The organism is Microcystis sp. LE18-22.4A, assembly GCF_027531105.1.
GTDB classification, from domain to species: Bacteria; Cyanobacteriota; Cyanobacteriia; order Cyanobacteriales; family Microcystaceae; genus Microcystis; species Microcystis aeruginosa.
This window is the reverse complement of sequence record NZ_JAPZRB010000582.1, coordinates 1-5,320: the sequence shown is the minus strand read 5'-3', so window position 1 is coordinate 5,320 and position 5,320 is coordinate 1. Positions and strand designations below refer to the sequence as shown.

Genomic DNA, 5,320 nt, shown 5'->3' with positions numbered 1-5,320 from the left:
GTCAGTCTGTAGAGCGACCATAAGACCAGAACAGAGTAAATCTGTTAAGGCAGGTGCGAAAAATCCTTCGGGAAAGAAGCAGAAACCTAAATCGTGAGGTTTGGGAATCACCGTCCGTTTACGGCGGTGAGGATGTCAATTAAAGTCCATCTGTCTAACCAATCACTGTACCAAACCGAGAGTTAGACTAATAATATCATTCAAGGTTGATGATAACGGTTCAGTGCAATCGCCCATCGACTCGGTCTGGGTTGACGCAACCTATCTTCAATAGGCTAGGTTGACGGCCAACGGTTGACCCGCTATCAGTTCTTCCAGCCTGTAAATTTAAAATAAGCAGTTGGTCAAAGCAGATCAATTACCGGTAAAACATTAAGGAAGGTAAATTTTCTTTGTGGGGGGAGGGCAATGTCCAAGCTTTTGCCAACACTTCCAGATGGCAAGGTCTGTGATTTCATAGACCAGAAAACCCGTAATGATACGCCCGAAGAATATGTTCGCCAGAACATCGAGCGTCGATTGGTGCTGGAATTGGGCTATTTGCCAGAACAGATCGAGGTTGAGTATCCAATTAAGCAGGGTAGTAAGACTGTTCGAGTGGATCTGGCTATTTTCCGTGAGGGGGATCAACACAATCAGGAAAATATTTGGATCATTATTGAGTGCAAAAAAGACTCAGTACCACCCTCAGCCAGTAAAGACGGAGTTGAGCAGCTTCGGTCATACATGGCGACTTGTGATAACTCTGAGTGGGGGATGTGGACAAATGGTAGGAAAAAGACCGTCTTGCGTCGAATTAGGACAGAGGAAGGCATTGAGTATGAAGAGCCTAATGATATTCCTTCTAAGAATGGTAATGTTGAGGAAGTTGATCGCCCAACTCGTGAGTCACTAAAGAATGCAGTTGGTGATAATTTACTGTTTTCTTTTAAGATTTGCCACGATCATATTTATGTAACGGATGGGCTACAAAAACAACCTGCTTTTTTTGAGCTTTTAAAGGTTATTTTTTGCAAGATTCATGATGAGCGTAATTTTCCTAATCCTTTAGAATTTTATGCAACAGCGAAAGAGAAAAAGAGTAATGATGGTCGGTTAACTGTTTTTAATCGCATTAGCAAGATTTTTAGCGCAGTTAAAAAGCAATACCCTGCTATTTTTGATGCTAATGATGAAATTAAACTTCAACCTCGTTCTTTAGCTTATATTATCGGTGAGCTTCAACGCTATAGCTTTCTGAGTACAAATATTGATGTTAAAGGGAAAGCCTATGAAGAACTGGTTGGCGCAAATTTAAGGGGCGATCGTGGTGAATTTTTCACACCTCGAAATGTGCAAAAAATGACTATTCGTATGCTGGAGCCGAAAGTCACTGATAAGATTCTTGATCAATCCTGTGGCACAGGTGGCTTTTTGGTAATTGCAATGAATGAGGTAATCAAAAAGTTAGAACAATTAGCAGGAGTAACTAGCCAATCGGATATTTGGATGCGAAATGCACTCAATTCTAAAATTCAAGAAACAGCTAAAATTAATTTCTTTGGAATTGATATTAATCCAGATTTAGTCAAAGCGACCAAGATGAATATGGTGATGAACAATGACGGCTCTGGAAATATTCTTAGACAAGATTCTCTGTTACATCCTCATCAATGGGAAGATAGTTTTCGGAAGCAATTTGCCACGGCTTTAGCTATCGATCCAAAAACTTTACGCAGTGAGAAAGATCTGGGTCATTTTGATGTAATTGCAACCAATCCACCTTTTGGTTCAAAGCTACCAATTAGGGATGAAGAAACCTTAAAGCAATATCAGCTTGCCTATGTTTGGAAAGAAACTGAGTCTGGTTGGGAACCGACAGAACAACTTCAGGGTTCTGCATCACCTGAGATCTTGTTTATTGAACGATGCTGGCAATTTTTGAAACCAGGGGGACGGATGGGAATCGTTTTACCTGATGCAATTTTGGGCGCTCCTGGATTGATTTATGTGCGTTATTGGTTAATTAAGCATTGCCGAATTGTTGCTTCGATTGACCTACATCCTGATACTTTTCAGCCTCACAATGGGACGCAAACTTCGGTTTTGATTCTTCAGAAAAAGACTGAAAAGGAAATCGTTCAAGGAACAATGTCTGATTATGAAATCTTTATGGCACAGGTGAAGGCGATCGGACATGACAAACGGGGTAACATCACCTACAGACGTAATGAGGAAGGGGAAGAGATACTGGTTCCAACTAATCCAGAGTCAATCCCTTTGATCGAGCGAACGGCAACGGGTGAAGGTGTGGCTAGACCGCTACCTCGTCAAAAGGTTGAGGATGATGATACGGATTTGGTAGCTAATGAGTTTATTGAGTGGAAGAAAAAGGTGGTACTAGGATGGTAACTTACGCTTTTAAATCTGATTACACGCCAGAGATACCTGATGATGAGTCGGAGAAACTATCGACGACGATCAAACTCAGTGAAGTCCTGGCTGCTGGTGTGCGTCTAGAGGCTTCTGCTTTTAGCATTGAGGCTCATAATGCAGTTACAGCTTTGACAAATAGTGGTTTACCTCTCATCCCACTTTATGGCAAGGAAGGTCTTTGTCAGGAAGCTCATAATGCTTTTCGCTTCAAGCGAATTTATGTAGATGCTGAACATGGCATTCCTTTTCTTTCCAGTTCTGACATTATTAGTTTGCGTCCAAGAATAGAAAATTATTTGAGTCGTAAATATACACAAAATCTATCTAAACTCTTAATTCAAAAGTGGGATATTTTAATTTCTTGTTCAGGAACTGTTGGTAATGTTAGTTTGGCGTGTGAAACACTAGCAGGGAAAGCTCTTTCACAACACGCTATTCGACTTCGGGCAACTGATCCTGATCTAGCAGGTTTTATAGCAGCTTTTCTTCGTAGTCGATATGGTCGTCCTCAGCTTACTCAGGCTACCTATGGCTCAGTTATTGTTCACATTGAACCAGAGCATTTAGAACGAGTTTTAATTCCCGATTTGCCGCCGATTCGCCGGATTGAAATTGGTCGCTTGATGTGTAAAGCGGGAGAACTGCGTGATGAAGCAAATCATTTGTTAGATGAAGCCGATCGCCTTCTCCATGAACGTTTAAACCTACCCTATCTCAAAGATATTGCTCTGCGTGGTAGTGCATCTTTTACGACTACGATCAAAGCTTCTCAACTCATGGGACGATTAGAAGCAAGTTTTCACAATCCCGAAGCGATCGCTGCTGAAAAACAACTAGCTCAGTTACCTGTTGAAATTACTAAAATTGGCGATCAGCGAATTACTAAAGAAGTTAGAGCAATTACAAAGTTTAGAGAACGCACTTATGTTGACAAAGGTGGTATTCCTATGCTTAGTAGTAAACAACTTTTTCAAGTCGATCCAATTGATGTTAAAAAATTAGCAAAAGGCGCACATACAAAAGACCTGCCTGAAATTCAGCTTGAAGAAAATATGATTGCTGTTACCTGCTCAGGCACAATTGGGCGAGTACAAATCATTCCTAAGTACATGGAAAACTGGACAGCTAATCAACACGCTAATCGTTTGTTAGCTTCAGATGATATTAATGCTGGATATCTCTATGCTTGGTTAGCTTCAGATTACGGATACAGTCTCATGACTCGTCATGCTTATGGTTCAGTGATTCTTGAATTTGACAGATTTATGCTTGCTTCTGTCCATATTCCATTACCTGAACCAAAGATTAGAAATGAAATTGGCGATCTAGTTCTCAAAGCTAACCAACTACGCGATCAAGCTTGGCGCAGTGAACAAGAAGCGATCTCGAAATTAGAAAAACTGATTTCTTCTAAATCAAATACACCTATGAATAATCAAACACCTATCGAAAGCTTCTCTTTCGCAAATATTAAATTTGACTATAATGCAGAACCAATCTGGGAATTAGCCGCCCGACTTTCTGCCAAAATCCCCAATGAAGAATGGGCAAAACTACCAAAAGACTTAGCCCAAAACTTTGACCATTATCAACAGCAACAGGATAGTTAGTGAGAGTCGTTTTCGCCGATACAGGTTATTGGGTTGCCCTACTTAACCCTAGGGATAATTTGCACAAAAAAGCTGTTCAGCTATCAAAAACATTGCATCCCGTCTACATCGTTACCAGTGAAGCCGTCCTCATCGAAGTTTTAAACGACTTCTCTAAACGTGGTGAGTATTTCCGTGACTTAGCCATAGAGCTAACTCAAAATTTGCGTTCTAACCCCAATGTTCGTATTGTTCCCCAAACCAGTGAGCAATTTGAACAAGGATTAAGACTATATCAACAGCGTAAAGACAAAGCATGGAGTCATACAGATTGCGTATCTTTCAAAATAATGGAAGAAAATGGAATCAGAGAAGCACTCGCTTATGACAAACATTTTGCCCAAGCAGGATTCACCGCTCTGATGCGGAATTGTCGGGTATGAGTTCGGAAGTAACGCCCGATTTTAGCAGAGAGTTTCGCCTTAAAAATCCCAACTTAGTAGATTTAGAAAAATGAGATGCAGCCTTCGTTTAACTGAATATATCGGATAAGCTAAACGGCGCTTAACCTGCATGATCCAACAGCTATAACCCTTTTGGAGTCTATATCGGTGATCCGAAGTAAAAGCCGTTTAGCTTATAATCAAAGACAGGTCATTGAACGTTAAAGAAATACCGTGAACATCAGCCTAGATCTACCTTCAGAGCTAGAGAATGAGTTATCTACAAAATCCTCCTAAAACAGGGCTGGAGCTAGTTGCTTATTGGGAAAGCGTTGGGTTTATTGGCTCCCGACCTGATATTATCGATAGTTAGGAGCAGTCAAGCAAATTGCGCCATGAAGCTGAAACCCGTGAGCAGGCTTAGGTAGGGTTTGCTGAATAAATCTAAAAACCTTGTTGGATAAGGCTTTTAGACTTTTTCTCCCTGAAAAAGTGCCTACCATTGGAGTGATTGGGGGGAAAATTTAGGGATTTTTTCCCTGAAAATTAGGTAATTGACCACCTGAAAATGGGTAAAACCCCACACCCCCCACCCCCCACCCCCCCCCCCGGCCCCCCCAAAAAATTTTTAAGACGCCCCAAAGTAAAAATTTAACTACTGGGTTAGGATTGGCACTCATGCAGGGGGCAAAAGGCATGAGTTAGTTGGGGGCTGCTGAAAAAGTTTTTCGGGGGGGCAGGGTGTGGGGTGTGGGGTGTGGGGTGTGGGGTTTTACCCATTTTCAGGTGGTCAATTACCTAATTTTCAGGGAAAAAATCCCTAAATTTTCCCCCCAAACACTCCAATGGTAGGCACTTTTTCAGGGAAAAAAA

General features: G+C 41.3%; 3 protein-coding genes. All 3 read left to right on the top strand.

Translation table 11 applies throughout. The features are described from left to right. The first annotated feature begins 408 nt into the window (after positions 1–408). The 3 genes from O9295_RS24945 to O9295_RS24935 are packed head-to-tail and all read left to right on the top strand — an operon-like array spanning position 409 to position 4,447. A complete protein-coding gene (locus O9295_RS24945; protein ID WP_288035981.1) occupies positions 409–2,391 on the top strand; it encodes a type I restriction-modification system subunit M in 1,983 nt (660 codons plus the stop codon). Beyond that, positions 2,361–4,025 carry a restriction endonuclease subunit S gene (locus O9295_RS24940; protein ID WP_288035979.1) on the top strand — a complete coding sequence of 555 codons (1,665 nt, stop codon included), beginning with the start codon at positions 2,361–2,363 and terminating at the stop codon, positions 4,023–4,025. The genes O9295_RS24945 and O9295_RS24940 overlap by 31 nt, the downstream gene beginning before the upstream one ends. Then, the gene (locus tag O9295_RS24935) at positions 4,025–4,447 is read left to right on the top strand and encodes a type II toxin-antitoxin system VapC family toxin (RefSeq protein WP_288035977.1); all 423 of its coding nucleotides are present in this window, start codon (positions 4,025–4,027) and stop codon (positions 4,445–4,447) included. Before O9295_RS24940 ends, O9295_RS24935 begins: the two co-directional genes overlap by 1 nt. Positions 4,448–5,320: the final 873 nt, after the last annotated feature.